Source organism: Bradyrhizobium sp. CCGE-LA001 (assembly GCF_000296215.2).
Classification (GTDB): domain Bacteria; phylum Pseudomonadota; class Alphaproteobacteria; order Rhizobiales; family Xanthobacteraceae; genus Bradyrhizobium.
Window position 1 is genome coordinate 4625382 of the sequence record NZ_CP013949.1, and the last position, 22846, is coordinate 4648227.

Consider the following 22846-nt stretch of genomic DNA (forward strand, 5'->3'; position numbering starts at 1 on the left):
ATTCTGGTTTGCTTCGCTACGCTCGCAATGACAAAGCAAGCCGGAACAGCCCGCTTATCCCGCCAGATACCGCTCGTAGCTCCCCGTCACCGGCTCGCTGGCATCGACATCAGGATCGAGCGTGTAGAGATCCTGCGCGCGACCGATGCCGCGCAGCGCGTAGCGGCCGGTGGAGACGAGATAGCGGCGCCCGGCGGCATCCAAGCCCTTGTAGAATTCCGACGAGGTCAGGAGTTCGCGATCGACCGAGCGGCTCATCGAGGCGATGCGGCTGACCTCGTTGACGGTCGGCCCGACCACGGTAAAATCGAGCCGGTCCTCGCTGCCGATATTGCCGTAGAAGACCTCGCCGACATGCAGGCCGATATAGGCCGACGTGGTGGGACGGCCGGCGGCCGCCCTGCGCGCGTTCAGCGCCGCGACGTTCTTGCGGAACAGATGCTCGGCCCGGAGCGCGGCGCGCCGCGCCGCCGCCATGTCCTCGCCCCAGAACATCGCGAGCACGCCGTCGCCGATCAGCTTCAGCACGTCGCCGCCGGCCTCATGGATCGGATCGATCACGGCCTGCGCGTAGTCGTTGAGGAACGGAATGATCTCGTCGGGACCGATGCTCTCGCTGATCCCGGTCGAACCGCGTAAATCCGAATACCACAGCACGGCGTTGATGCGCTCGGTGACGCCGCGCGAGATGCGCCCGCGCAGCACCTGCTCGGACGCGTCGCGACCGAGATAGACGCGGCCGAGCGTGCGCGCGATGTCGACCTGCTGGGCCGACTTGATCGCGAGCCCCAGCACCGGCACCAGATCGCGCAGCGCTTCCAGCTCGGATCCGGTGAAGCCGCTGTCGCGCCGGGTGGTCCAGCAGGAATACAGGCAATCCATCAGGCCGAGCGCGCCGTTCTCGCCGAAGCGGTGCACGAAGGCGAGATAGTGCTTGTGGCCCTTCTCGGCGAGCTCGCCGATCTGCGAGAAATCCAGTGACGGCGCGTCGGCGAGATCGATCACCATCTCGTCGTCGCCATTCTCGAGCATGTGGAAGAACACCGAGCGGCGCCAGCTCTTGGCGGCGTCGCCGTCCGCGGTCGAGCCGTATTCGAACGCGTCGCTCTCGTTGCTGGGACGGTCGCTCCAGCGGAAGCCGCGGCCCTCATAGATCGGATGCAGCGTGTCGATGACGACCAGTCCGCGCGACAGGTCCAGCCCCTCGGCGCAACAGCGCTCGCAGAAACCGCGAAGCAGCTCGTTTTCAGGCAGGCCCGTGAGCCCCTGGCCGGTCAGCCAGTTCATCAGCGCAAGGCGCGAGGTCAATTGCATACGCCATTATGGCGTGCATTCGTGACGAACGAAAGGCCGCGCGCGGACACCGGCAGGCTCGCGTCCGCGGCAGGTCGAATATGCCGCAGACGCGGTTGACGGGCTCACGCCGCAAGCGGCAAATGCATCCAATGACACAGAAGATCAGAAGCACGAGGACATGAGCCGGCGCCAGCTTCCGATCATCCTGGCGCTGGGCACCACGCAGACGCTGGCCTGGGCGTCCAGCTATTATCTGCCGGCGCTGATCGCCGATCCCATGGCGCGCGACCTCGGCATTTCCTCCAACTGGATCTTCGGCGCGTTCTCGGCTTCGCTCGTGCTCTCCGCCATGCTCGGCCCGCGCATCGGACGGCAGATCGATCTCTTCGGCGGACGGCAGGTGCTGTCGGCCTCGAACCTCTCCATCGCCGCCGGCCTCGTGCTGCTCGGCCTCGCGCAGTCGGTGGCGGTGATGGCGATCGCCTGGCTCGTGCTCGGCATCGGCATGGCGATGGGTCTGTATGACGCCGCCTTCGCCGCGCTTGGGCGAATCTACGGCACCGAGGCGCGCAGGCCCATCACGGGCATCACGCTGATGGCGGGCTTCGCCTCGACGATCGGCTGGCCGCTCACCGCCTGGGGCCTTGCCCATATCGGCTGGCGCGAGACCTGCTTTGCCTGGGCCGCGGCCAATCTCCTGATCGGCCTGCCGCTCAATTTCTTCATGCTGCCAGCGATCACGGGCGCGAAGCAGACTGCTGCGACCGCCGAGAAGCCGCATCTGCCGCTCGACCGCACCATGGTCCTGCTCGCTTTCATCTTCGCCGCGGTCTGGACCGTCACCGGCGCCATGGCCGCGCATTTCCCACGCATCCTGGAGGCGACCGGCGCAACGCCGGTCGAAGCGATCGCAGCCGGCGCGCTGATCGGCCCGGCGCAGGTCGGCGCACGCATGCTAGAAGCGGGCTTTCTCAGCCGCTTCCATCCGCTGTGGTCGACGCGGCTCGCCTGCCTCACCCATCCGATCGGCGCGGTGGTCGTGGCGATCTTCGGCGGCGCGGCCGCGAGCGCGTTCGCGCTGTTCCATGGCTCCGGCAACGGCATCCTGACGATCGCGCGCGGCACGCTCCCGCTCGCGATCTTCGGGCCGAAGGATTTTGGCTATCGTCTCGGCATCATCGGCGCGCCGGCGCGAATGGCGCAGGCGGTGGCGCCGCTCGCCTTCGGCCTGCTGATCGACGTCATGGGCGCCAAGGTGCTGATCGTCTCCTCCGCACTCAGCCTGTCGGCGCTGGCGGCCTTGTTCCTGATCCGCACCAAGCCCCGGCCGGATTGACCGCCCCGCCGCTTTCGCGGCACAAGCGAGCCATGAGCGAAGATGCCAGCCCGCCCCGCACGTTCAAAGGCCTCCTGCGCTGGGCGACCACGCCGCCGCAGGCCTGGGGCGTCTATCTGCTCGCGCTTCTCCTGGTCTGGCTGGTCTCGTTCTATGCCGGCACGCTGAAGCCGAAGAAGACACCGGACGCGAGCCCGCCTAATGTGACCGCACCGAAAGGCTGATTCCTCACGTCAATGCGGGCAGGTCTCGACCTCGACCGTGACGTGGCTCAGCCCCTTCAGTCCGGCAAGCCGCCGCTTGTAGACGGCCGGTTGCTTCGGCTGGTCCGACACCACCGAGAGCAGCACGGCGCAATGGCCGGGCCCGACCTGCCAGAGATGCAGATCGGTGACGCGGTCGTCGCCGACCTCGATGCGCGCCCGGATCACCCGCTCCAGCTTCTCGTCGGCGCGCACGTCGAGCAGCACCGCGCCTGACGACTTGATCAGGCCGAACGCCCAGGCCGCGATCACGGCGCTGCCGATCAGGCCGACGGCCGGATCGGCCCAGACCCAGCCCGAATACATCGCGACCACAAGGGCACCGATCGCCAGCACCGAGGTCGCAGCATCCGCCATCACGTGCACATAGGCCGCGCGCAGGTTGTTGTCGTGATGATGGTGGTGGTGGTCATGGTGATCGTCGTGATCATCATGCGCATGGCCATGGCCGTGATGATGGCCATGATGATGATCATGGTTGCCGCGCAGCAGCCACGCGCTGGCGAGGTTGACGCACAGCCCGAGCGTTGCGACCGCGATCGCCTCGCCATAGACGATCGGCACCGGCGTGATCAGCCGCAGCACGCTCTCATAGGCGATCTCGACCGCGATCAGGCCGAGGATGATCGCACTGGCGAAGGCGGCGAGATCGCCGAACTTGCCGGTGCCGAAGGTGAAATGTGCATTCCCGAGATGCCGTCGCGCGAAGCGATACGCGAAGGCGGCGATGCCGAGCGCGGCGGCATGCGTACCCATGTGCCAGCCGTCGGCGAGCAGTGCCATCGACCCGAACAGCGACCCCGCGACGATCTCCCCGGCCATCATGACCAGCGTTAGGACGACCACGAACCAGGTGCGCCGCTCGTTCTCCTCGTGCTTCTCGCCCAGGAAGGCGTGGTCATGGGTCCATTGCTCGATGGAGTGGGAATGCATCGAATTCTCCAGAAGATTCAGGTCAGTTGACGGTTAGTATAGTCGCCGGACACCGATTTTCTAAGGTCCAATCGCCCCGCGCATTGACAGTGCTTGCAAGTTTCGCTGTAATCTGCGCCATGGGGATTTGAGCGATCTCCCCACGAGGCGACACGCCCAAGCATCGCGTCCCGTTCGGTTTTGCGAGGACGCATCATGTCTGCTTTCACGACCATATCATCTGACAAATTGGCACGGCTGATCGGCACGGCGAACAGCCCTTCCCTCATCGACGTGCGCACCGAGGAGGATTTTGCCGCCGACCGGCGGCTGATCCCGGGCTCCATCAAGCTCAGCCACGACCAGGTGACGGACTGGGGCCGCGATTTCGCCGGCCGCCGGACCATCGTCTCCTGCCTTCGCGGCGAAAAGCTCGCGCAGGGCACGGCCGCCTGGCTGCGCCAACTCGGCGTCGAGGCCGAGGCACTGGAGGGCGGCTTCGAGGGCTGGAAAGCGGCCAAGCTCCCGTTGCTCGACGCCCGCAAGCTGCCGCCGCGCGATGCCAGGGGACGCACCGTCTGGGTGACGCGGGCGCGCCCCAAGGTCGACCGCATCGCCTGCCCCTGGCTGATCCGCCGCTTCGTCGATCCCAACGCGGCGTTCCTGTTCGTCGCACCCTCCGAGGTGATCGGCGTCGGCGAGCGGTTCAATGCCGCGCCCTTCGACATCGAGAACGTGTTCTGGAGCCACCGCGGCGAGCTCTGCACTTTCGACGTCATGATCGAGGAGTTCGGGATCGCTTCACCGGCCCTGCTCCGCCTCGCGACGCTGGTGCGCGGCGCCGACACCGCGCGGCCGGAGCTCGCACCGGAGGCGCCGGGCCTGCTTGCGGCCTCGCTCGGACTGTCGCGGATGTATGACGACGATCTCGAACAGCTCGAGGCCGGCATGCTGCTCTATGACGCCTTCTACCGCTGGTGCCGCGACGCGACGGCCGAGACCCACAACTGGCCGACCAACAAGGTGAAGGCGTAATGGATACCCGTACCGTTCGTGCAGGAGCTGACGCCGGTCACGGCGTCAGCTTCAATGAAGCCTTCCGCGTCTGGCTGCGCGTCGCCTGCCTCAGCTTCGGCGGGCCCGCGGGCCAAATCGCGGTGATGCATCGCATCCTGGTCGAGGAGAAGAAGTGGATCTCTGAAGGCCGCTTCCTGCATGCGCTGAACTATTGCATGCTGCTGCCGGGGCCGGAGGCGCAGCAGCTCGCAACCTATGTCGGCTGGCTGATGCATCGCACTGCCGGCGGGCTGATGGCGGGCGGGCTGTTCATCCTGCCCGGCATCATCGCCATCATGGGCCTCAGCTACGTCTACGCGGCGTTCGGCAATGTCAGCTTCGTCGAGGCGCTGTTCTTCGGGCTGAAGGCGGCCGTGCTCGCCATCGTCGTCGAGGCCGTGGTGCGCGTCGGCAAGCGCGCGCTGAAGAACCGGATCATGATCGCGCTCGCCGCCATCGCCTTCGTCGCGATCTTCTTCTTTGCCGTCCCCTTCCCGATCATCATCATCGCCGCCGGCTTGATCGGATATATCGGCGCGCGAAGCGGCCGGCGGGAATTCGCACCGGCCGGTCACGGCCATGGCGGCAGCACGGCCGTGATCGACAGCATGCTCGGCGACGCGGTGCCCGATCACGTCAAGCCTGATACAGGGCGCGCGATCCGCGTCGGGGCGCTGTGGCTTGCGCTCTGGCTGGTGCCTATCGCCGCGCTGCTTGTACTGCTCGGGCAGGCCAGCGTGTTCAGCCAGATCGCGCTGTTCTTCTCGAAGATGGCGCTGGTCACCTTCGGCGGCGCCTACGCGGTGCTGGCCTATGTCGCGCAACAGGCGGTCGAGCATTATCACTGGCTGAAGCCGCACGAGATGCTCGATGGCCTCGGCATGGCCGAGACCACGCCGGGACCGTTGATCATGGTGCTTCAGTTCGTCGGCTTCATGGCCGCCTATCGCGATCCGAACGGGCTGTCGCCGATGCTGGCGGCGGCGCTCGGCGGCCTGCTCGCGACCTGGGTCACCTTCACACCCTGCTTCCTCTGGATCTTCGTCGGCGCCCCCTATATCGAGCGCCTGCGCGGCAATACGGGCCTCGCCGGCGCGCTCAGCGCGATCACCGCCGCCGTCGTCGGCGTCATCCTCAACCTCTCGATCTGGTTCGCCCTGCACACGCTGTTCCGCGAGACCGTGCCGGTGCACGCCTTCCCGCTGAACTTCGATAGGCCCGTGCTGAGCAGCGTCGATGTGCCGGCCCTGCTGCTGGCGATCGCAGCGGCGACGGCGATCTTCCGGTTCGAGCTGGGGATGCTGACGGTGCTCGCGGCAAGCTGCGCGGCGGGTGTGGCGCTGCGGCTGGCGGGGGTGATCTAGCCGGAAAACTCAGACACGTCGATAAGCCGGCGGAACGCGCCCGAACATAAGCGCAGGGTTCCCGCCAATGGCGATTGGAACGGGGCTAATTTGCCATGGTTAGCTCCCGTAACCATGGGGTCGGCTTTCCGGGGAAGAGTGTATGACTGACCTGTCCATCGATGCCCGACTGCTTGCTCCTGACAACAATCGGCACCAAGCCAATCTCACAATCGTCGCCATCGCGGCGGCTCTTCTCCTCGCTGGCGCGGCAGCTCTGTCGAACGTCGTTTCGTGGCAGCAGGGATTGTTGTTTCTCCTCGGCGGCGCTCTTGGCCTGACGCTCTACCATGCGCTGTTCGGGTTCACCTCGGCCTGGCGTGTCTTCATCGTCTCGCGCAGAGGCGCAGGGCTCCGTGCGCAGATGGTCATGCTTGCGTTGGCGACGGCGCTGTTCTTTCCCGTCCTGGCTCAAGGCACTCTGTTTGGCGGGGCCGTCCGGGGCGAGATCGGCGCGGTCGGAATCGGAATGCTGACCGGGGCGTTCCTGTTCGGCCTCGGAATGCAGCTTGGCGGCGGCTGCGCGTCGGGAACGCTGTACACCGCCGGCGGCGGCAACACGCGGATGCTGGTGACGCTGGCGGCCTTCATTGCGGGATCGACGATCGGCGCGCTTCATCTGCCTTGGTGGAGCGGTCTTCCGAACATCGGACCTGTTTCTCTGATCGAAAGGCTGGGATGGCTGCCGGCGCTCATGCTCTGCTGGGCCGTGATGGCTGTCATCTATCTCCTGACCGTCAGGGCCGAGCGGCAACGGCATGGCGCGCTCGAACCGGGAGCGCGGACGGAGCTGCGAGGCTTTCGGCGATTCATACAAGGACCATGGCCTCTCTTATGGGGCGCGATCCTGCTCGCGATCGGCAATTTCGCCACGCTGTATCTGGCCCGGCGGCCATGGGGCATCACGTCCGCATTCGCACTGTGGGGATCGAAGATCCTGATGGGACTGGGTGTCGACGTCGCATCATGGCCTTATTGGCAGGGTGCCCGCGCCGCCTCGCTGCAGCAGAGCATCTTTACCGACATCACCTCCGTCATGGATTTCGGCATCATCCTGGGTGCGTTGCTTGCGGCGGGCCTCGCCGGCAAATTCAGCCCGACATGGCGCATCGCGCCTCGCTCGCTGCTCGCCGCGATCGTCGGCGGCTTGCTGCTGGGATACGGCGCGCGCCTCGCCTATGGCTGCAACATCGGCGCCTATTTCAGCGGGATCGCTTCTGGCAGCCTGCACGGCTGGTGCTGGCTGGTCGCCGCCTTCCTGGGCAATATCCTGGGAACGCAACTGCGGCCGCTGTTTGGGCTGGGCGTCGAACGTTAGATTTGCGCTGCTGATAGCTGCGCGGCAGGCGTGGCGCTTCAGCCCCGCTCGGGGATGTTGCGGCCGACTGCACCTGCGTGCACGTATCATCTGATACGACGAGTCGGTCACTTTTCGGAAATATTCCCTCAGCGCGCAAGTTGAGTCGGTGCGCTCGCGGCCCCGGCGCTGCCTCACGTCCAGCCCTGGTCGCGTACCAAGCCCATCATTGGCCGAATGAAAACGAGCAGGCGCTTCGGATTTTTCAGACCGTATGTTCTGCATACTTTCAAGCGTCACCCGCCGCAGTTCGCTTCTCGCAGCGGACATGGGCCAATGCTTGCGAATAGCGCATAAGCGTCTCGCCGGTTACGACCACGGGCTCCGGCGTGCCCCACTCGCGTAGGACTGAAAGGAGAGTTGGGTGACCAACCTCAAGCAACGTATTGAAGATGTCGAAGTGAAAGCCGCCGAAAGCGAGCTACTGGGAAATCTGTCCGCGGACGAAGAAGTCCGCATTTATAACCGGCGCCTCACGGTTGAACTCAAGCAATACGCCAAGAAGCTGCGCCGGCAGCTCGAGACGGGCGGCAAGGGCGGCTAACGATTGCTTCAACCCGCCGAAGTCAACTGTGCGTCACAAGCGGCCGCGCGTCCTACCAACGATAGACGACGTGACAACTGGATCAGCGGGTTCGGCTAAGGGCCAAGAGCGTACGTTCCGTGAAAGCTATACGCCAAGGCTCTCAAGAAATATGTGGACCGCAAATGCTACTACTGGAAGCACCACTACTGCCGTCAAAAGTCGTTGCGTCAAATATTCTCTTTGCTGATCATCCTTGGGAAAAACTTCCAAGGTCATTCGTTCCCACAAACACGTCCGAGGCGATGGTCTAATGCCTCTTATCCAAAGAGAGCCATGAACGACTGTCAGGCTTACAAGTACCGTCAATATCAAGAACAAGGCGTCCTTAGGCATGCAGCACTCTTCTCCCTGAAGTTCATAATCAGCGGGCGCGGCAGGCCTCGCTGACACCGGTCGAGCAGCCCACCGCCGCTCCAGCCAACACCTTCTCGGAGCGCGGCGCCAGATTATCCTCTTGCTCTTCGAGAGCTAAATTCAAGAACGCTACAAGCAAAGATGGCATGGAAAAGATAGAGCAACCTATCCCGGATGGCAATCGAAGGTCGTCTTTGGGTCATAAGCCGTCCACGACGGCCAGCTGCCAGACTTCTGCTTTGCCACCGAGAGCTGGTGTTGATGAGGACAAGTGCTCGTCACTACCTCCCAGTCGGCCATTGCCCGTGGGGCAAAACATCGCAGCCATTTCAACCCAGGCACCTGTCAAGCCCCACCGCCCACAATTTACGTCTTTACCGAAATTCGGATTTGTCGTACAGACAATGCACCCTGGCCCGAGACAAGGGGCGGATCGCGATCGTCACGAACCGCGGGCCGGGCAGCGATGGACGCGACGGCGTCGGGCGCAGCAGGCGTTGTAGGGCGGCTTCGGTCGTGAGCAATCGCTTTGCGCCGACGACACGAGCTGACAGCGTCTTCGCATGGCTTCGGGGGCGAGCACACGCCACCCCTCGGAGGCCCAGCGAAGACGTGCGCGGACGGAGAAGTCGTGTGGTCCTGACGCCCGGGGTCTGTGCGTCAAGGCTTGCGGTGATGTAGCGGCCGACCGGCACGCGCATCGATCATCCGCAAGGCGACGGGGACAATAGTGCATCGCTCCCCGGGGAGAGCACGAAGGACACCGTTAAAACCATTCGCGCAGGGAAGGCCGGGCGACCGGCAACACCTGTGGTCCACCCCGTGTGCATTCTTACTGTGCACGGACTTGCGGGTGCCGCCGTCGCCCGGCCTTCCCTGCGCCCTTGTCTTTTTCGAGGGCGTGCGAGAACCAAAACTCGGGCGAAACGAGCCGCGGGAAGGCGATGGTGCGTCTGCTGTTTGAAATGCGAAATGGAGAGCGACGCCCTCGCCCCTTGCTCCGTCATTGCGAGGAGCTCGCGACAAAACTGCGAAGCAATTTTGCGCTGATGCGACGAAGCAATCCAGAATCCCTCCCCGGAAAGATCCTGGATTGCTTCGCTCCGCTCGCAATGACGATGTGGAAGCCGCGAACGCCATGCCACGACGCTGCTCGCAGCAAGCAGGGCTATCCCATCATCATCCGCGCGATCGCTTCCCCGATCACCACCGTCGTGAAATGCGTGTTAGCGCGGCAGTCCGACGGCATGATCGAGGCGTCGGCGACGCGCAGGCCGGAAATGCCCTTCACTGTGCCGTCAGGATTGACTACGCCGTCGGCGTCGCCAATGCCGCTCATGCGGCAGCTGCCGGCCGCGTGCTGGATGTCGCCGGTCTCCCGGCGCAGCACCGCATCGAGCTCGTGGTCCGGCAGGCGGGCTGCCTGCGGCAGCGTCAAATCTGTGTCTGCGAGCCGGATCCAATCGGCAATGCCAGACAACGCCGGCTGGGACGTGATCACGGCGAGCCGCTTCACCGCATCCATCATACGCAGCATGTCGCGGGGATCGGCCAGCATGTTCTCCTCGACGACGGGATCGACCGACGGGTCGGTCGAGGCGAGCTTGAGCGTGCCGCGCGAATAGGCGTTGAACAGGCCGGCGCCGATCGCGCCGGGATTGCCGATGCCGCGATGGTTGAACGCGATCAGGATCATGTCGCGCTTGCCGCCGTCGGCGAGGCCCGAGGAATAGGTCACGCAGCAATTGGTGTGGCGCGTGTCGGGATCGGTGGGCCGCAGGTTCTCGTGGAGCTGGATCGTGGTGCGAAACAGCGGGTGATCGAAGAAGTGCTTGCCCACCGGCAAATCGCGCGCGACCGCGATGCCCATCGCTCTCAACTCCTCGGCCGGCCCGATGCCCGAGCGCAGCAGGATCGCCGGGCTGTGGATAGCGCCGGCGCAGAGCACGATTTGCCGCGCGCTGATCTCATGGGTGCCCTGCCCTTGGATGTGAACGCGGAGGCCTGTCGCCCTTCCGTCGCTGATCAGCACGCGATCCACCAGCGCGTGGCCGCGGATCTCCAGATTGGCGCGGCCGCGCGCGGGCTCGAGGTAAGCCTCGTTGGTGCTGATGCGGCGGCTGTCGCGGCTGTTGATGGGATAGCAGGCAACGCCCTCGCCGTCGGCGCCATTGAGGTCGGCACACCAGGGATAGCCGCTCGCCAGCGCCGCATCGCGCAAGCCGCGATCGATCGGCCCCCATTTCTCGGGCGGGGCCCGATAGACCGGCAACGGTCCGCCGCGACCATGTCCCTCGGCGTCGCCGAACTCGAGATCATCCTCGATCACGGAGAACAGCGGCATCACATCGCCCGCCGACCAGCCTGTGCAGCCGTTGGCGGCCCATTCGTCGAAGGCATCCGCGACGCCCCGGATGGCGATCTGGCCGTTCATCATCGACGAGCCGCCGAGCCCCTTGCCGCGCCAGTAGAAGCGCGGCTCCTGCCCGGCCACGCGGCGCGACAAGAGATCAGGCCACTGCCATTTCTCCTGGTACTCGCGCTTGTGGATGATCGGGATCGGGTTTGGCGTGCGCACCTCCCATGGCGCCTCGTCGGCACGCCAGTCGAGGCCTGCTTCGAGCAGCAGCACGCGCCTTGCGGGATCTTCGGACAGCCGGGCCGCAACCGCAGCGCCGGCGGAGCCGCCGCCGACAACAATGACATCGTACATGGCGTTATTTCTCGACATTCCAGAACACCGGCGTTGTGGACGGTATCAGACGGCGCTGAGCGGTGGAAAGCGAATTGAAGAGGGGCGCTGTCGCAGCTCGTCATTGCGAGCGCGGCGACTTGTCCGCCGAAGCGGAAGCAATCCAGACATTCGGTGTCATCGCCCGGCTTGACCGGGCGATCCAGTACTCCGAGACGGGTGTGATTGAACCGAGAAGCCGCCGCGTACTGGATGCCCCGGTCAAGCCGGGGCACGACACCTGCATTGCAGCGTGGGTCCCGGCTCTGCGAAGCAGCGTTGCACGCTGCAGCGCGTCCGGGACACGGGATGCTATCCGATCCCCCGACCGAACTTGTTCGACTTCGGGAAGCCCTTCGGCGGCAGGCGGCCGGCGTCGGCGCGGGTGCCTTGCCACTCGGCGAGCTCCTTCATGGTCGCCGAGAATTCGCGGCCCGCGGAGTCCTTCCAGGTCAGGCCCGCCTTGGCGTCGAACACGGCGACATCAGAGAGGCCGCCGTCCTTGTACTTCTGCAGGCGGACGCCGCGGCCACGGGCCATCTCCGGCACCTGGTCGAGCGGGAAGACCAGCATCTTGCGGTTGTCGCCGATGACCGCGACGGTGTCGCCGAGCACTTCGGTGATCGCGCGCGCCTCGTTCGGCATGTCGACGTTGAGGACCTGCTTGCCCTTCTTGGTGGTGCCGACGCAATCGTCCTCGTTGACGATGAAGCCCTGACCCTCATGGCTCGCGACCAGGAATTTGCGTCCGCCCTTGTGCACGAACAGCGCGACAGGCGCGGCCTCCTGCTCGAGGTCGATGAACAGGCGGATCGGCTCGCCATGGCCGCGGCCGCCCGGAAGCTTGGCGACATCGAGCGAGTAGAACTTGCCGTTGGTGGCAAACAGCAGCAGCTTCGAGGTGGTCTCGGCGAAGAAGGCGAAGCCGAGCTTGTCGTCCTGCTTGAAGGCGAGCCCCGAGAGATCCTCGACATGGCCCTTCATGGTGCGGATCCAGCCCTTGTCGGAGACCACCACGGTCACCGGCTCGCGCTCGACCAGGGCTTCCTCCATCGCGGCGAGATCGTGCTCGGGCGCGTCGGCAAAGGTGGTACGGCGCTTGCCGAGCGGCGTCTTCGGCCCGAACATGTCGCGGACCTTGCCGACCTGCTCGCCGACCTTCTTCCACTGCTGGGATTCGGAGGCGAGCAGCCCTTCGATGCCCTTCAGCTCCTTGCGTAGATCGGCATCTTCGGTGCGGATCTCCATCTCCTCGAGCTTGCGCAAGGAGCGCAGCCGCATGTTGAGGATGGCTTCGGCCTGCACTTCGGTGAGCTTGAACGCCTTGATCAAAGCCGGCTTCGGCTCATCCTCGGTGCGGATGATCTTGATCACCTTGTCGATGTTCAGATACGCGATCAGCAAGCCGCCGAGGATTTCGAGCCGATGCTCGATCTGCGCCTTGCGGTAGTTGCTGCGGCGAACCAGAACGTCGCGCAGATGGTCGAGCCATTCGCGCAAGGCTTCGGCAAGGCCGACTACCTTGGGAATGCGGCCCTTGACCAGCACGTTCAGGTTCAACGGAATCTTGTTTTCGAGCTCGGTCAGCCGGAACAACGATTCCATCATCAGGGCGGGATCGACATTCTTCGACTTCGGCTCGATGACGATGCGGACGTCTTCGGCCGACTCGTCCCTGATGTCGCCGACCAGCGGCAGCTTCTTCTGGTCCAGCAGCTCGGCAACCCGCTCGATCAGGCGCGACTTCTGCACAAGGAACGGGATCTCGGTGACGACGACGACCCAGGTGCCGCGTGCGCCCTCCTCCTGCTCCCACCGCGCACGAACGCGGAACGAGCCGCGGCCGGTGGTGTAGGCTTCAGCGATGGCCTGCTTGGAATCGACGATGATGCCGCCGGTCGGGAAGTCCGGGCCCTTGACCCATTTCAACAGCGCCTTGGACTTCGCGTCGGGCTTCTCGATCAGATGCAGCGCGGCGTCGCACAGCTCGGCCGCGTTGTGCGGCGGGATCGAGGTCGCCATGCCGACCGCGATGCCCTGCGCGCCGTTGGCGAGCAGGTTCGGGAAGCCGCCGGGCAGCACCACCGGCTCCTTCGACTGGCCGTCGTAATTGGCGCGGAATTCGACGCCGTCCTCGTCGATGCCCTCGAGCAGCAGCCGCGCGACGTCGGTCATGCGCGCTTCGGTGTAGCGGTAGGCGGCGGGGTTATCGCCGTCGATATTGCCGAAATTGCCCTGGCCGTCGACCAGCGGATAGCGCGAGGAGAAGTCCTGCGCCAGGCGGACCATGGCGTCGTAGATCGCCTGGTCGCCATGCGGATGGAACGAGCCCATCACGTCGCCGACGATCTTGGCCGACTTCTTGAAGGCCGTGCCCGGGTCGAGCCGAAGCAGGCGCATGCCGTAGAGGATGCGGCGGTGGACCGGCTTCAGGCCATCGCGCGCGTCGGGCAGCGCGCGGTGCATGATGGTGGAGAGCGCATAGGCGAGATAGCGCTCTTCCAGCGCTTCACGCAGCGGCACCTCGTGAATTTCGGCCGGTTCTTCCGGCGGAACGATTCGTTTTCCCATGCCGCCCGGTTAAACCGTGGAAGCGAATCGGGCAAGGATCGAATGTTCCCTGTGGGCGGTCTAGTGGCCCGCCCAACCGGCTGTCACAGGCGGGGTCTTCGCCTGCCCAGGCGCCTGAGCCGGGGCCGGCGCGTTGGTCACGCAGCGGCGCGCGGTCTCGATCTCGGCCTCGGTCGCGCCATGGGAGCGTGCCCATGCCTCGGCGGCTGCAGCGGAATATTTGGCCACATAGTACCGGACCACCGTGCAGGATGCCCGGCGAAACACGCCGGGTTGCGGCTCGCCGGCCATTGCATCAGGCGCAAACGTCAGCAGCGCCGCAGACAAGGCGAATCCCCTGATCAACATCTGGGCTGTCCCCGTTGTGGAACCACAGGACCCAAGTCCGCTCGGACGGATTTCGTTCCCGGGAACTCCATGTCGAGGGACAAGGCAGAGACGCGCTCAAGTCATGGCGCCGGTATCGCGGCTTTCGCCTGCTGCCGCATCAAGGCGTTGATGAAGCCTGCCCGTGCGTCGGAATGGCCCTGCCCGCGCGGCTCCAGCACATGGCGCAGCAGGAACAGGCCGGTGAGCCGAAAGCCATCCTGGAGATCCTGCTCCGTGAGGTCGGTGTGCACCTCGCTTTGGCGCAGGAACGGCGGCAGCCGCAACAGCCGGTCGTGCCATGGCTCGCCCGCGCCGCGCGACACCGCGCCGCCGGATTTCGGCGAGACATAGATCAGGTCCGTGGTCTCGCCGGTGACAGCGCAATTCTCCAGCGCCAGGCCGAAGCCGAGCTCGGCGAGCATCGCCAGCTCGAAATGGATGACATGCACGGCGGCGCCGCCAATATCGTCGAAATCGTCGAGCGCATGTTCGAGCTGCGCGAAAATCTCCTCGTGCGGATCGCGCTCGGGCAGGAGCCGCGCAATCGACGCGAGATGGGTGACGCCGTAGACGCCGTGCGAGGACGCCAGCAGCGTCGCCGCACGCAGTTTCAGCCCTTCAATGGCGTAGGTGCCGAGATGCTCATCGAGCCGCGCCCGCCACACCGCACCGACGCTGTTGCCGGGCTGCAAGAGCGGCCGCATCCGCGAACCGGCGCCGCCGCGGACGAGCCCGAGATGCCGGCCGTGCGCGCGCGTCAGCAGCTCGACGATGGCGCTGGATTCGCCATGTCGCCTCACGCCCAGCACGATGCCTTCGTCGGTCCATTCCATGTGCTATATATAGCGCTATATGCCTTGACGCAGAAGTTCGGACACGCCTGGAATCACGATGGCCAGCATCATTTCCGACTTGATCGCGCTCATTCTCGAGCTGGTGTTCTGGATCGTCTGGGAGGCCTTGCCGACCTTTTTCTATTTCACCGCCCTCGCCCTGCTCTATGCAGCCACCTTCGGCAGGATCACCGTCGCATTCCCCAAGAGCATGATCCGGGTCGGCTGGACAGGCCTCTTGCAGGTCACGCGTACGAACGAAGGCCGGATGATCCTGTCGCCGGCGCTCGGCGTCGTCGTAGGCTTCGTGATCTGGACGCTCATCATAGGCGCGGTGTTAATTGTCCACGCTTACCGATTGTAGGGCGGATTAGCCGAAGGCGTAATCCGCCAAGTTGTCCACTGGGATGGCGGATTACGCTTCGCTGATCCGCCCTACGGCACCGCGCAAGATCTCACGCGTCGAACCAACCCTGCGCGTCGCCAGTGAAGGAGTAATACAGGCCCATCGTGGTCAGCGCACAGGAAACGATCTCGATGGCGCTGTCGAGCTCCAAGCCCTTTGCGCCGATGATCTGGCCGAGCGACATCACCGACAGCACGAGCGCCGCCGCCAGCACCCAGCGCGGCCAATTCTTGCGGTGATGCGCGGCCAACCGGACGAAATAGACCAGCAGCAGGATCATGCCGCCGGCGAGCAGGGTCGCCATCATGATCATCTGCTCGGTCATCTCGGCATTGGGCGTGCGGTCCTGCACCGCGACCGACAGGGCATCCAGCATCAACGATGCATAGAGCAGCGCTTCGAAGCGCCGGACGTTGCTGGGCACGCTCATCGGATACCGATCTTTTCTTGGTTATTCCTTGGGGAAGTCCAGCCCCATCTCGCGATAGCGGTCGGGATCGTCGCCCCAGTTCTCGCGCACCTTGACGAACAGGAACAGATGCACCGGCACATCGAGGATCTGCGTCAGCTCCTTGCGCGAATCCGCGCCGATCGACTTGATGGTGGCGCCGCCCTTGCCAAGCACGATCTTGCGCTGGCTCTCGCGCTCGACGAAGATCGTCTGCTCGATGCGCACCGACTTGTCCTTGCGCTCCTCCCACTTGTCGGTCTCGACCGTGGACTGGTAGGGCAATTCCTGGTGCAGCTTCTGATAGATCTTCTCGCGCGTGATCTCGGCCGCCAGCTGCCGCATCGGCGCGTCGGACATCTGGTCCTCGGGATAGAGGAAGGGGCCCGGCGGCACCATCTCCGAAAGCGTCGTGCGGATGTCGTCGACGCCGTCGCCCGAGATTGCCGCGATCATGAAGGTCCGAGCGAACTTCATTCGTTCGTTGGCGGCCTGCGCCAGCGCCAGCAGCTTCTCGCGCTGGACCAGGTCGACCTTGTTGATGACGAGGATCTTGTCGTGATTGACGCTGGCCGCCTTGGCGAGGATCGCCTCGGCCTCCTCGTCGATGCCGGTCTTGGCATCGAGCAGCACGCAGACGAGGTCGGCATCATGCGCCCCGCTCCAGGCGGTCGAGACCATGGCGCGGTCGAGCCGGCGCTTGGGCAGGAAGATGCCGGGCGTGTCGACCAGGATGATCTGCGCGTTGTTCTCGATCACGATGCCGCGGATCAACGCGCGCGTGGTCTGCACCTTGCGCGAGACGATCGTGACCTTGGCGCCGACCAGCGCATTGACCAGTGTGGACTTGCCGACATTGGGCGCGCCGATCAGCGCAACGAAACCGCAGCGCGTTGCGGTGGGCGCCTCGCCGCTTGCTTCAGCCGTCATTGCCGCCGCCAACGCCTTCGCGTTCGATCATCACTGATGCCGCCACCTTCTCAGCCGCGCGCTTGCTCCCGCCGATGCCTTCGGCCGGAGCCAGTCCCGGCAGGTCCACCGCCACGCGGAACTGCGGATCGTGGTGCGGGCCGGTGCGCTCGACCTCGCGATAAACCGGCGTCGGCAGTCCTTTGCCTTGTGCCCATTCCTGCAGCACGGTCTTGGGGTCGCGCAAGGGCCGACGCGGCTTGTGCATGCGCTCGGTCCAGTTACGCTTGACGAATTCGGCTGCCGCCGCGTGGCCGCCGTCCAGGAAGATCGCGCCGATCACGGCCTCGCAGATGTCGCCGAGGATGGATTTGCGCAGGCGGGCATCGGCGCTGGACCCGACCGAACCGAGCTTGATGTCGTCGAGCAGTCCGAGCGACTTGGCGACGTCGGCGCAGCTCTCCTTGCGCACGAGTTCGGCAAGGCGCTTGGACAGCTCGCCCTCATCGGCGCTTGGATAGGCGTGATAGAGCATGTCGGAGACGACGAGGCCCAGCACGTGGTCGCCTAGGAATTCCAGCCGCTGATAGCTGTCGCCGCGCTTGCGTCCCGACTTCAGCGCCGAGACATGGGTGATCGCCTGCATCAGGAGGTTCGGATCGGCGAACTTGTGGCCGATGCGCGCCTCGAGCGCGGCATTCGCATCGGTACCCTTGGCCTTGCTGCTCCGCGCCCGCTTCTTCTTCGCAGGCGCCTTCGGTGCAGCTTCGCTCTCGGGAGCGGCTTGCGCCTCGGTCGATTGGATCGCGATGTCCTTGGCTTCGTCTTTCATCGGACGATATTGAAGAAACGATTCCAGCGCACCGACCACGGCCAGCGCCAGAACATCCAGGCGTGCTCGCCTTCGGCGATGGAGAAGAAGATCATCTGGGCGCGGCCGATCAGATTCTCCTGCGGCACATAGCCGACCTGGCCGAGAAAGCGGCTATCGGTCGAGTTGTCGCGGTTGTCGCCCATCATGAAGAAGTGGCCGGGCGGCACGTTGTAGACGTTGGTGTTGTCCATGTAGCCGTTGTCGGCGCAGTCCAGCGTCTCGTAGGACACGCCGTTCGGCAGCGTCTCCTTCCAGCGCTTCACCCGGGAGATGCCGCCGCCCTCGGAGCCGCACGGGTCCTCGCCGACGAACTCGCTCATGCGCTGCCGCTCGACCGGGGCATCGTTGATGTAGAGCAGACCGTCGCGCATCTGGATGCGGTCGCCGGGAAGGCCGATCACGCGCTTGATGTAGTCGGTGGAATCGTCCTTGGGCAGGCGAAAGACCACGATGTCGCCGCGGTTCGGGTCCGAGCCCCAGATCCGCCCGGAAAACAGGTTCGGCGAAAGCGGGATCGAGTAGTGGCTATAGCCGTAGGAGTATTTCGAGACGAACAGATAGTCTCCGACCAGCAGCGTTGCCTTCATCGAGCCGGACGGGATGTTGAAGGGCTGGAACAGGAACGTGCGGATCACCAGCGCGATCAACAGAGCATGGATCACGACCCGGATCGTTTCGCCGACGCCGCTCTCAGTTTTCGTTCCCGAAGTCACGCTCATTGCTCTCTCAATTCCAGCCGGCGGTCACAGAGCGCCCTCCTCCCGCGAATAGCCCATCGGTTCGCGGTCCAAGGAGATTGTCCTGATTCTGATAATGAGGGCCAATTCCGGCGTAAAGCCGAATTTACCCAGCCTGATTTGCGTCCGCGGACTTTTAGACGGTTGTCGGACACCACGCAATCAATGATCGCATCAAAACCGCCTAAGATACTGGTATTTCATGCGAATTATGATCCTTCCTGACGCCGTCAGGGCTTGGCGAGCGGGACGGCCGAAATGATGACGAAGGCCTGCGCGAGCGGCCAGTCGTCGGTGATCGAAACGTCGATCCGGGCCTCGAATCCCTCCGGCGTCAGGGCCTGAAGCCGGGCCAAAGCGCCGCCGGTCAGTTGCATGGTCGGGCGCCCTCCCGGCAGGTTGACCACCCCCATGTCGCGCCACCAGACGCCGCGCCGGATCCCGGTGCCGAGCGCCTTGGAGCAGGCCTCCTTGGCGGCGAAGCGCTTGGCGTAGGTTGCCACCACCATCTTCTCGTTCTTGGCGCGCCGCTCGGCCTTGGCCCGCTCGGCCGGGGTGAAGATGCGGTCGAGGAAGCGCTCGCCGTGGCGCTCCATCACCTTGGCGACGCGGGTGATGTCGATCAGGTCGGAGCCGATGCCGATGATCATGCCCGGCTCCGCCCGCGATCCATCGCCGCCCGCATCCTGCGTACGGTCTCGGCCAGCCCCACGAACAGCGCCTCGCCGATCATGTAGTAGCCGATGTTGAGCTCCATGATCTCAGGCAGGGCCGCGATGGTCTCCGCCGTCGCATAGTCGAGCCCGTGCCCGGCATGGACCTCCAGCCCGGCTGCCTTGGCAAGCTTTGCTCCCGCCGCGATCCGCTGCCATTCAGCTTCCGCTTTGTCGGTGTGACCGTCGACGACGGCGTCGCACCAGGCGCCGGTGTGGATCTCGATCACGGGCGCGCGCAGCCGCGCCGCCATCTCGATCTGCGCGGGGTCGGCGGCGATGAACAGCGAGACGCGAATGCCGGCGTCGTTCAGCCGCGCGATATACGGCGCCAGCGCGTTGTGCTGGCCGACCACGTCCAGCCCGCCCTCGGTCGTCACCTCCTGACGGCGCTCCGGCACCAGACACACCGCGTGCGGCTTGGTGGCGAGCGAGATGCGCATCATGTCGTCGGTCGCCGCCATCTCGAAATTGAGCGGCTTGGAAATCTCGGCCTTCAGCCGCGCCATGTCCTCATCGCGGATGTGGCGGCGGTCCTCGCGCAGATGCGCGGTGATGCCGTCGGCACCGGCGTCGATCGCGAGCAGCGCGGCCCGCACCGGGTCCGGATTGCGGCCGCCGCGCGCGTTGCGCAGGGTCGCGACATGGTCGACATTGACGCCGAGGCGGAGCGGAGATGCAGGCATTTCAGGGCTCGCGAAGTGACATTTCCCAACTCGTCATGCGCGGCTCGACCCGCGCATCCATCTTTTTTGAGAGATGGGCTGCCGGATCAATCCCGGCAACGACGAACTTCATCCATTAACACGTTCGACTTTGGCGACGACCGCTTTCGCACGCAGCTGGGCCAGGATCGCGCTCAGATGCTTCAGATCATAGACTTCGAGATCGATCGTCGTTTCCGTGAAGTCAGGCGAGCGGCGCTGCATGCTGATATTGTCGATGTTGCCGTCGTGCTCGGCGATCACGGTGGCGATCTGCGCCAGCGCGCCGGGCTCGTTGACGTTCTCGACCTTGATGCGGGCGGGGAAGCGCTGCGGTGCGGAATCCTCGATGTCCCAGCGCACATCCAGCCAGCGCTCCGGCTCCTCCTCGAAATCCTTCAGGGCCGGCGCCTGGATCGGATAGATCGTGATGCCCTCGCCCGGCGTGACGATGCCGACGATGCGGTCGCCGGGCACGGCGCCGCCATTCGGCGCGAACTTCACCGGAAGGTCGGAATTGATGCCGCGGATCGGGATCACGACCGGACTGCGTGACGGCTCCGAGGATTTCTCCTTGAGCTTGGCGGCGAGCCCCTTCTTGGCGCCGTAGCGTGCGATGCGCTCCTCCTTGTAGTCGGGATACATCGCGCGCGCGACGTTGGAGGCCTTGATCTCGCCGCGGCCGACCGCCGCCATCACGTCGTCGATCGAGGTGCGTGCAAGCCGCGGCAGCGCGCCCTTGAGCTTGTCGTCGGCGTATTCGATCTTGGCGCGCTCGAACAGACGCTCGACGATGCGCCGGCCGAGCCCGGCATATTGATCGCGCACGGCAGTGCGCGTGGCGCGGCGGATCGCGGCCCGTGCCTTGCCGGTGATTGCCAGCGTCTCCCAGGCCGACGGCGGCGCCGATTGCGCTTCCGAGGTCAGCACCTCGACCTCGTCGCCGTTCTGGAGCTCCGAGGACAGCGGCGCGAACTTGCCGTTGATCTTGCAGCCGACCGCGCTGTTGCCGACGTCGGTATGCACGGCATAGGCGAAGTCGATCACGTTGGCATGGCGCGGCAACGCGATCAGCTTGCCCTTCGGGGTGAAGCAGAACACCTGGTCGTGGAACAGCTCGAGCTTGGTGTGCTCGAGGAATTCCTCGGGATTGGCGCTCTCGGAGAGGATGCCGATGGTGTGGCGCAGCCAGGCGAACGCGTTGGATTCGCGCTTGAGGAATTCGGTCGGTGAGCCCACGCCTTCCTTGTAAAACACGTGCGCGGCGATGCCGCGCTCGGCGATCTGGTCCATCGCCTCGGTGCGGATCTGGAGCTCGACGCGCTGGTTGCCGGGACCGATCACCGTGGTGTGGATCGAGCGATAGTCGTTCTGCTTCGGCGTCGAGATGTAGTCCTTGAAGCGCCCGGGCACGACCGGCCAGGTGGTGTGGACGATGCCGAGCGCGCGATAGCAGGCCTCAATGTCGTTGACGACGAGGCGGAAGCCGAAGATGTCGGACAATTGCTCGAAGCCGACCGACTTGCGCTCCATCTTGGTCCAGATCGAGAATGGCTTCTTGCGGCGGCCATAGACCCGCGCGCCCAGACCGCGGTGCCGCAGATTGTTGGAGAGCTGGTCCTCGATCTCGCCAATCAGATTGCGGTTGCGCTCGGCCAGCGCGTCGAGCCGCTGCATCACCACCGAATAGGCTTCGGGATCGAGGGTGCGGAAGGACAGATCCTCCAGCTCCTCGCGCATCTCCTGCATGCCCATGCGCCCCGCCAGCGGCGCATAGATGTCGAGCGTCTCTTCGGCGATGCGCCTGCGCGATTCCGTCGGGACGAAATCCAGCGTGCGCATGTTGTGCAGGCGATCGGCGAGCTTGACCAGAAGCACACGGACATCGTCGGCAATGGCCAGCAACAATTTGCGCAGGTTCTCGGCCTGCTTGGCCTCCCGAGATACCAGCTCCAGCCGCTTCAGCTTGGTCAGCCCCTCGACCAGCGCGCCGATCTCGGGCCCGAAGATCTGGTCGATCTCGGCCCGCGTCGCCTCGGTGTCCTCGATCGTGTCGTGCAGCAGCGCGGCCACGATGGTGGCGTCGTCGAGCTTGAGGTCGGTGAGGATCGCCGCCACTTCGAGCGGATGCGAGAAATACGGATCGCCCGAGGCGCGGGTCTGCGAGCCATGCGCCTTCATGGCGTAGACATAGGCGCGGTTCAGCAGGTCTTCGTTGGTGTTGGGATTGTAGGACCTGACGCGCTCGACGAGGTCATATTGACGCATCATCCGCGCGCGGGGCTTGGCCGGGCGTACAACCGGCGCAGTCGGGGCCACGGCAACCGATTCGGTTGCGGCCTGCATCTGCGTGGATCTGCGGCGCCGATAAACCATGCCGTCCTGCCTCTAAACGGGCCAGGAGACGGCCCGTTGCACACATCTTAGCGTCGATCCTGCGCGTGTCCGATCAATTCAGTGACAGGCCAGCGCGAACCGACGACACTATGGTAACCACGAAAACGCCAACAAAAGCAAAGGCCCGAACAACGGTTCGGGCCTCGATAAGATCACAAGCAGTCGATGATTGCGACGGGACGATTACTCGTCCTCCTCCGGCTGCTCCTCCGGCGGCGCGAGGCCTTCGAGACCCTTCAGGAGCTCCTCTTCGGTCATGCGCTCGACGGCGACCTCGGTGTCATCTGCATCGACGCTCGCGCCGGCGGAACCGATCAGCGGCACCGTATCGGGCTCGGGCTCGTCGACCTCGACGAACTTCTGGAGCGAGTGCACCAGCTCCTCGCGGAGGTCCTCCGGCGAGATGGTCGTTTCCGCAATTTCGCGCAGAGACACAACAGGGTTCTTGTCGTTATCTCGGTCAACCGTTAGTTGTGAACCGGACGAAATCATGCGGGCACGGTGGGCGGCCAGCAGGACCAGGTCAAACCGGTTGTCGACCTTGTCGATACAATCTTCTACGGTGACGCGAGCCATGGACTGTCGCTCCGT

The 22846-nt window shown here is 64.9% G+C and carries 21 protein-coding genes; 7 read left to right on the forward strand and 14 right to left on the reverse strand.

Translation table 11 applies throughout. From position 1 onward, the window contains the following. Positions 1 to 54: 54 nt before the first annotated feature. Entirely contained in the window at positions 55 to 1314 is a 1260-nt protein-coding gene (locus tag BCCGELA001_RS21450) for an adenylate/guanylate cyclase domain-containing protein (protein WP_008548219.1), read from the reverse strand. 160 nt (positions 1315 to 1474) lie between these two features. On the opposite strand from BCCGELA001_RS21450, the gene BCCGELA001_RS21455 reads away from it, so the two are divergent. Beyond that, on the forward strand, positions 1475 to 2632 hold the full coding sequence (locus BCCGELA001_RS21455; RefSeq protein ID WP_060736259.1) for an MFS transporter: 1158 nt from the start codon (positions 1475 to 1477) through the stop codon (positions 2630 to 2632). Positions 2633 to 2664: 32 nt separating this feature from the next. Then, positions 2665 to 2856: a hypothetical protein gene (locus BCCGELA001_RS21460; RefSeq protein WP_060736260.1), complete on the forward strand. Its 192-nt coding sequence runs from the start codon at positions 2665 to 2667 to the stop codon at positions 2854 to 2856. 9 nt (positions 2857 to 2865) lie between these two features. Here BCCGELA001_RS21460 and dmeF read toward each other — a convergent pair whose 3' ends face one another. Next, positions 2866 to 3828: a CDF family Co(II)/Ni(II) efflux transporter DmeF gene (dmeF, locus tag BCCGELA001_RS21465; protein WP_008548229.1), complete on the reverse strand. Its 963-nt coding sequence runs from the start codon at positions 3826 to 3828 to the stop codon at positions 2866 to 2868. Between the two features lie 195 nt (positions 3829 to 4023). On the opposite strand from dmeF, the gene BCCGELA001_RS21470 reads away from it, so the two are divergent. From BCCGELA001_RS21470 to BCCGELA001_RS21485, 4 genes are all read left to right on the forward strand, one after another. Continuing rightward, positions 4024 to 4842: a chromate resistance protein ChrB domain-containing protein gene (locus BCCGELA001_RS21470; protein ID WP_008548231.1), complete on the forward strand. Its 819-nt coding sequence runs from the start codon at positions 4024 to 4026 to the stop codon at positions 4840 to 4842. Further along, positions 4842 to 6227, forward strand: coding sequence for a chromate efflux transporter (chrA, locus tag BCCGELA001_RS21475; RefSeq protein WP_008548233.1), 1386 nt, complete (start codon positions 4842 to 4844; stop codon positions 6225 to 6227). Before BCCGELA001_RS21470 ends, chrA begins: the two co-directional genes overlap by 1 nt. 142 nt (positions 6228 to 6369) lie before the next feature. Continuing rightward, positions 6370 to 7584: a YeeE/YedE family protein gene (locus BCCGELA001_RS21480; RefSeq protein WP_060736261.1), complete on the forward strand. Its 1215-nt coding sequence runs from the start codon at positions 6370 to 6372 to the stop codon at positions 7582 to 7584. Positions 7585 to 7987: 403 nt separating this feature from the next. After that, positions 7988 to 8167, forward strand: coding sequence for a hypothetical protein (locus tag BCCGELA001_RS21485; RefSeq protein WP_060736262.1), 180 nt, complete (start codon positions 7988 to 7990; stop codon positions 8165 to 8167). 1564 nt (positions 8168 to 9731) lie between these two features. On the opposite strand, the gene BCCGELA001_RS21490 is transcribed toward BCCGELA001_RS21485, so the two are convergent. From BCCGELA001_RS21490 to recO, 4 genes are all read right to left on the reverse strand, one after another. Continuing rightward, positions 9732 to 11276: a GMC family oxidoreductase gene (locus BCCGELA001_RS21490; RefSeq protein WP_008548249.1), complete on the reverse strand. Its 1545-nt coding sequence runs from the start codon at positions 11274 to 11276 to the stop codon at positions 9732 to 9734. Positions 11277 to 11606: 330 nt separating this feature from the next. Then, positions 11607 to 13865, reverse strand: a complete 2259-nt coding sequence (parC, locus tag BCCGELA001_RS21495; protein ID WP_060736263.1) for a DNA topoisomerase IV subunit A — start codon at positions 13863 to 13865, stop codon at positions 11607 to 11609. Positions 13866 to 13925: 60 nt separating this feature from the next. After that, the gene (locus BCCGELA001_RS21500; RefSeq protein ID WP_008548261.1) at positions 13926 to 14213 is read right to left on the reverse strand and encodes a hypothetical protein; all 288 of its coding nucleotides are present in this window, start codon (positions 14211 to 14213) and stop codon (positions 13926 to 13928) included. Between the two features lie 101 nt (positions 14214 to 14314). After that, positions 14315 to 15067, reverse strand: coding sequence for a DNA repair protein RecO (gene recO, locus BCCGELA001_RS21505; protein WP_008548263.1), 753 nt, complete (start codon positions 15065 to 15067; stop codon positions 14315 to 14317). Between the two features lie 58 nt (positions 15068 to 15125). On the opposite strand from recO, the gene BCCGELA001_RS21510 reads away from it, so the two are divergent. Beyond that, the gene (locus BCCGELA001_RS21510) at positions 15126 to 15431 is read left to right on the forward strand and encodes a hypothetical protein (RefSeq protein ID WP_008548265.1); all 306 of its coding nucleotides are present in this window, start codon (positions 15126 to 15128) and stop codon (positions 15429 to 15431) included. 91 nt (positions 15432 to 15522) lie between these two features. Here the strand turns inward: BCCGELA001_RS21510 and BCCGELA001_RS21515 are convergent, their stop codons facing one another. From BCCGELA001_RS21515 to rpoZ, 8 genes are all read right to left on the reverse strand, one after another. Beyond that, positions 15523 to 15903, reverse strand: a complete 381-nt coding sequence (locus BCCGELA001_RS21515; protein WP_008548266.1) for a hypothetical protein — start codon at positions 15901 to 15903, stop codon at positions 15523 to 15525. Between the two features lie 21 nt (positions 15904 to 15924). Continuing rightward, a complete protein-coding gene (era, locus tag BCCGELA001_RS21520; protein ID WP_008548268.1) occupies positions 15925 to 16851 on the reverse strand; it encodes a GTPase Era in 927 nt (308 codons plus the stop codon). Continuing rightward, positions 16841 to 17662, reverse strand: coding sequence for a ribonuclease III (gene rnc / locus BCCGELA001_RS21525; RefSeq protein ID WP_060736264.1), 822 nt, complete (start codon positions 17660 to 17662; stop codon positions 16841 to 16843). The genes era and rnc overlap by 11 nt, the downstream gene beginning before the upstream one ends. Next, a complete protein-coding gene (gene lepB / locus BCCGELA001_RS21530) occupies positions 17659 to 18423 on the reverse strand; it encodes a signal peptidase I (protein WP_008548283.1) in 765 nt (254 codons plus the stop codon). The genes rnc and lepB overlap by 4 nt, the downstream gene beginning before the upstream one ends. Positions 18424 to 18671: 248 nt before the next feature. Continuing rightward, positions 18672 to 19091 (reverse strand): holo-ACP synthase, encoded by a 420-nt coding sequence (gene acpS, locus BCCGELA001_RS21535; protein WP_008548285.1) that lies wholly within the window; start codon positions 19089 to 19091, stop codon positions 18672 to 18674. Continuing rightward, on the reverse strand, positions 19088 to 19840 hold the full coding sequence (locus BCCGELA001_RS21540) for a pyridoxine 5'-phosphate synthase (RefSeq protein ID WP_060736265.1): 753 nt from the start codon (positions 19838 to 19840) through the stop codon (positions 19088 to 19090). Before BCCGELA001_RS21540 ends, acpS begins: the two co-directional genes overlap by 4 nt. Positions 19841 to 19948: 108 nt before the next feature. Continuing rightward, positions 19949 to 22234 carry a RelA/SpoT family protein gene (locus tag BCCGELA001_RS21545; protein WP_060736266.1) on the reverse strand — a complete coding sequence of 762 codons (2286 nt, stop codon included), beginning with the start codon at positions 22232 to 22234 and terminating at the stop codon, positions 19949 to 19951. Between the two features lie 204 nt (positions 22235 to 22438). Then, entirely contained in the window at positions 22439 to 22831 is a 393-nt protein-coding gene (gene rpoZ / locus BCCGELA001_RS21550; protein WP_007603391.1) for a DNA-directed RNA polymerase subunit omega, read from the reverse strand. Between the last annotated feature and the right edge of the window lie 15 nt (positions 22832 to 22846).